This window comes from Phycisphaerae bacterium (assembly GCA_041652575.1).
GTDB lineage: Bacteria > Planctomycetota > Phycisphaerae > Sedimentisphaerales > UBA12454 > UBA12454.
The window spans coordinates 1-4,716 of sequence record JBAZHC010000026.1 but is presented as its reverse complement, the minus strand read 5'-3'; the positions used below and the strand labels follow the sequence as shown (position 1 = coordinate 4,716).

The 4,716-nt window shown below is 45.9% G+C and carries 4 protein-coding genes and 1 pseudogene; 3 read left to right on the top strand and 2 right to left on the bottom strand.

Features of this window, described 5'->3' with window-relative positions:
* Positions 1–931, top strand: a 931-nt coding sequence (locus tag WC496_12745) for a MiaB/RimO family radical SAM methylthiotransferase (protein ID MFA5293881.1), incomplete at its 5' end; no start/stop codon positions are given.
* A 24-nt stretch (positions 932–955) separates the two neighbouring features.
* Here WC496_12745 and WC496_12740 read toward each other — a convergent pair.
* Positions 956–1,354 (bottom strand): hypothetical protein, encoded by a 399-nt coding sequence (locus WC496_12740; GenBank protein MFA5293880.1) that lies wholly within the window; start codon positions 1,352–1,354, stop codon positions 956–958.
* 390 nt (positions 1,355–1,744) lie between these two features.
* On the opposite strand from WC496_12740, the gene dinD reads away from it, so the two are divergent.
* On the top strand, positions 1,745–2,578 hold the full coding sequence (dinD, locus tag WC496_12735; protein ID MFA5293879.1) for a DNA damage-inducible protein D: 834 nt from the start codon (positions 1,745–1,747) through the stop codon (positions 2,576–2,578).
* A gap of 239 nt (positions 2,579–2,817) precedes the next feature.
* Complete coding sequence (locus WC496_12730; GenBank protein MFA5293878.1) at positions 2,818–3,507, top strand: RluA family pseudouridine synthase; 690 nt, start codon at positions 2,818–2,820, stop codon at positions 3,505–3,507.
* A 1,007-nt stretch (positions 3,508–4,514) separates the two neighbouring features.
* On the opposite strand, the pseudogene WC496_12725 reads toward WC496_12730, so the two are convergent.
* Positions 4,515–4,716: pseudogene (locus tag WC496_12725) on the bottom strand (helicase-related protein).

Sequence of the window (4,716 nt, the reverse complement as noted above, 5' to 3'; positions counted from 1 at the left end):
CAAGCCCAAAAGCACCTGTGACCCCTTGAAATTGCCCGAATTGACCGCTTTTGCGGGCCATACACGGGCTTTTTTGAAGGCCCAGGACGGCTGCGATAATTATTGTACGTACTGCATCATACCAATTGTTCGCCCCCGAATCGAAAGCCGACCCATAGATTCTATCTGCCGCGAGGCTGAACAACTGGTAAAATCGGGCCATAAGGAAATCGTCCTGACCGGCATCTGTCTCGGCGCGTTCGGCCGGGATACCACTCGCCGGCAAAACTGGACAAACCCCGAAACAGATTACCTCGCGCAATTGCTCGAAAAACTCGCGCTAGCTCCCGACCTGCACCGCCTGCGTATCAGCTCGCTCAACCCGCAGGATATCACGCCGCAACTGCTTGACGTACTCGCCAAACATACTAATATTATGCCGCACCTGCACCTGTCATTGCAGTCCGGCTCGGATAATATTCTTAAAAAAATGGCCCGGCTTTACACGGCCGAGGATTATCTCGAAAAAGTGCGAATGCTGAACTCCTGTTTGGAAAACCCCGCGATTACTACCGATATTATCGTCGGCTTTCCCGGCGAATCCGATAGGGATTTCGAGCAGACAACCGAATTATGCAAGGCCGTCGGATTTTCGCGCATCCACGTATTTAGTTTCTCCGCCCGCCGCGGAACGCCTGCCGAGAAGATGTCACCGAAAACCGAACCGCAAATAATCAAAGAGCGCGCCGCAATACTGCAAAAACTCGCCGATGATTTAGCTCATCAATACAGAGAAAATTTTATTGGCCGCAGTGAACGCGTATTAATCGAATCTGTTGACGATGGATTCGCAACCGGCCGGGCCGAGCGTTACTTCGAAATGCAAATCCCCAACCCTGATAATAAAATCAAACCCAACGACATCATCGAAACCAAGATACGACTCGGTTAGCCCTGCCGTATTTGACCGAAGATTTCACAGTTTTTTGGGGTTATCGAGTAACTTCACGATAGCGTTCCTGCTCCATGTTGTGAACTTGTAACATTTGCCATCCTTGGTAAATATCTTGAATGAGTTAGGAAAAATCAGAAAGTTACATGTCTTCTGAACTTTCTCTATATTTTGAAAATCTATTTCTGCCATAGCTCCTGTAATGCTCGTTTTTGCCGGCTCAAATACCACTCGTTTGTTTGTTACACTTATAAAACCTGGAGCTCCACCCAAGGGAAAGCCTGCTATCTTAACCGACAGCCGAGCTTGAGATTCCCAAATCCACTCCTCGCCTGAAAGCGATTCATACATCTTGCTCTCATCTCGGAATGAAAGCATCGAAGCTCGGGAAAGCTTATATGTTCTATTTGAAGCTTTGGTCATTTTTAACTCCACATCTTTTAATTATGCAACAATATATTGCCTGATTTTTATAACATTTTTGAGTCAAAAAATTGTGGCGTCATCACCTGCCTGAAAATAAATGATTTGTCCCTATATATCTCCATGCAGCACACTTATTTGGACGGAGGACATAAATTAACTAAATCGAAAATGCTGTTATCTGCCACTTAGCAGATTACCCCATAATTCCGGTGAAAGAAAGGAAAAACAGAATATAGGAGTCAGAATACAGAATTCAGTAACCAATCTCTGCCGCAGGACAAATTTCCCGAGGCGTATTGCAAAAACCGAAAAAAACCTGCCGTATTGTTTGAAATGTTCCTGTTTTGCGACTAAGATGTATGCCGGTCAAGCGAACGGAGAACAAAAATGGCAAATGAGATTAATAGAACACCACCCACGGGCAATGATTCGCCCTTCGAGCGCATCAAACGAATCAATAATGCAGGCAGCGAATACTGGTCAAGCAGAGATTTTTCTCAGGTCCTCGGCTATACCGATTACCGCAATTTCGAGCAGGTAATTAAAAAAGCAAAAAAAGCCTGTTTTAACAGCGGGCACCCCGTCGAAGACCATTTCGTTGATATCACCGAAATGGTCTATATAGGCAGCGGAGCGCAAAGGCCCGTAAATACCGTATATATGTCCCGATATGCCTGCTACCTGATAGTTCAGAATGCTGACCCGTCAAAGGAAATTGTGGCACTGGGGCAGACATATTTTGCCGTCCAGACGCGCAGACAGGAAATTTCCGAACAGGAAATCGAAGACAAAAGGAGACTCATCCTTCGCAAGGAGATGAAAGTCCACAACATTCGTCTTGCCGGAGCGGCCAAAGAGGCAGGAGTAGTAAAGGCATCGGACTACGCCATTTTCCAAAACCACGGTTATATGGGATTATACAATGGATTGACTTCCGGCGATATCCATCGACGCAAAGGCCTCAAAAAAGGACAGCAGATTCTCGACTATATGGGCAGCACCGAGCTTGCAGCTAATCTTTTCAGGGCTACCCAAACCGAAGAAAAACTGAGGCGAGAAAACATTAAGGGAAGGGAAAAAGCAAACCGTACACATCGCCAGGTCGGAGCGAAAATCCGACAGACAATTAAGGAGATCGGCGGCACCATGCCGGAGAATTTACCAGCCGCGGAAAATATAAAGAAGGCCGAGACAAAACATAAAAAGAAACTGAAAGATTAAATATATCGCCAATCTTAATAAATCTGCCTGCCTCAGCATAGCTCTTCGCGTAGCTGGGTACCCTCTGTGGCCCAAATTAACCAGAGAAATCCGCGTCAAAATCGCGGCTTTTGCCAAATCGTTATTACTGCTGTGCGGACTGGTATTGGTCAAGCCGCTGCCGGCGAAAAACGGTATTGACATCAAATGACTTTGACGCGAAACTTCAAAGATGGTTTTATCGTTTAGAGAATACAAATATGCCCGGTAAAAAACAGTCGCCTTACAGACATCTCCCCAAAGGACTCGAAATTCTCTACGAAGATAAAGATATTATCGTAGTCAATAAACCGGCCGGGCTGTTGACCGTCAAAACGCTAACCGACAAAACAAGAACCGTTCAATACATCCTTACCGACTACGTTCGCAAAGGAAATTGCAAATCGCGAAACCAGATTTTCACCGTTCACCGGCTGGACCAGTGGACATCAGGCGTTCTTGTTTTCGCAAAAAGCGAAGAAATAAAATCACGTTTGCAGGACCAGTGGCAAGACGTCTGCAAGATATACATTGCCGTCGTTCACGGAACGCCTTCGCCTAAAGAGGGAATTATTACTTCGTACCTGGCCGAGAACAAGGCCTTTGTTGTTTATTCCACGACAGATTCCGGAAAAGGCAAATTAGCGAAGACCGCTTATAAAGTTCTGAAAGAAACCAAGCAGTTCAGTATGCTCCAAATTAATCTTCTGACCGGCCGCAAAAATCAAATTCGCGTTCATCTTGCGGATAAAGGCCATCCGGTTGTGGGCGACAGAAAATACGGAAAAGAAGATGGGTACAGACGTTTGGCACTTCATTCCAAATCCATTTCCTTCAAGCATCCCGCCGACGGCCGAGAGATGACATTCGAGGCCAAACTGCCTGATTACTTCAAAGAACTGTTTAGATAATTACCAGCCCATAAAAACAATGGTAAAACCCATCCACTACAGCCGCTTGCTATGCCATCTATTTACCACGATTTACCATCACCATCGTACTATGTCGTGGGTGCTGGTATATAAGTACATGATGTATAGTACCTAACGCATTTCCCATTTGAGTCCCACGCAATACACTCCTTTTTACACACCATTTGTCCTTCAAGACGAAAGTCGCCGCCTTTGTTTTCGGTGCGAACAACAATATCCTCCCTAAACGTCGCAAGTTCGTCACCATTGTCATCAATGATTTTTCGTCCGTCCTCGGAAATTCGGAGGCCGGTGGTAAAACTTCCTTGTTTTGCCTCAGCTTTCTCCTTGAGGCAGTCACCATTGCATGTCACTGAATACTGACGTTCACACTTACCACATGTGCCTGACAGCGTCGAGGGGCCAGCGAGGCCCCCTGAGACATGACCGCAGTCGCCTACATATGCATGGCAGTTAGGGCAATACATACTCTTTGACATAATTCATCCTTCTTTCTTTGCACAACGACTGTTTATATGGTTCATAGATAAACCCGCATTCGGGTTTTGCTTCCAGACAAAACTCTGTTTTTTGCCTAAAAATCTCATTTTTCGCATAATTGCATAAAACAAACGAACCTTTTTGCCAGTTTACATGTCACAATTATACGCAAACATTCTCGGTTTACAATATTCAAAAAAAGGTCAAAACCGCCCAGTATAAAATACGGAGTAAGCTTCAGCGGGAATAAGAATTAAAGAGTCAATCGGTATAAGAAACAAAAATAAACCGGCCCCACAAAGTTTTGGATTCCGGGTTTTGTGTGTTTAAACAATAACGAATTTGACAATTTGTTAGTAGCGTTTTCTTCTGCCGCCGCGTTGGCTGTGGCCCCTGCCGCCAGCGCTGATTCGACTTGCGTGCGGGTGACGAGCCGACGGTTTACTTACGGGCTGAGTCAGCATGGGTTTGGTATAGGTAAAACCTTCGCACCTCTCGTGCACAAACTTGCGTCCTATGAATTTTTCAATGTTTCGCAGGTGCAGCAGTTCGTCATAGGAAGCAAAAGTTATCGCGTCGCCTGTCGCGGCAGCCCGGCCAGTTCGGCCGATGCGATGGATGTAATCTTCCGCGAACGTGGGAACATCGAAATTGATGACGTGCGAAATGCCTTCGACGTTGATACCGCGAGCAGCGATATCCGTCGCG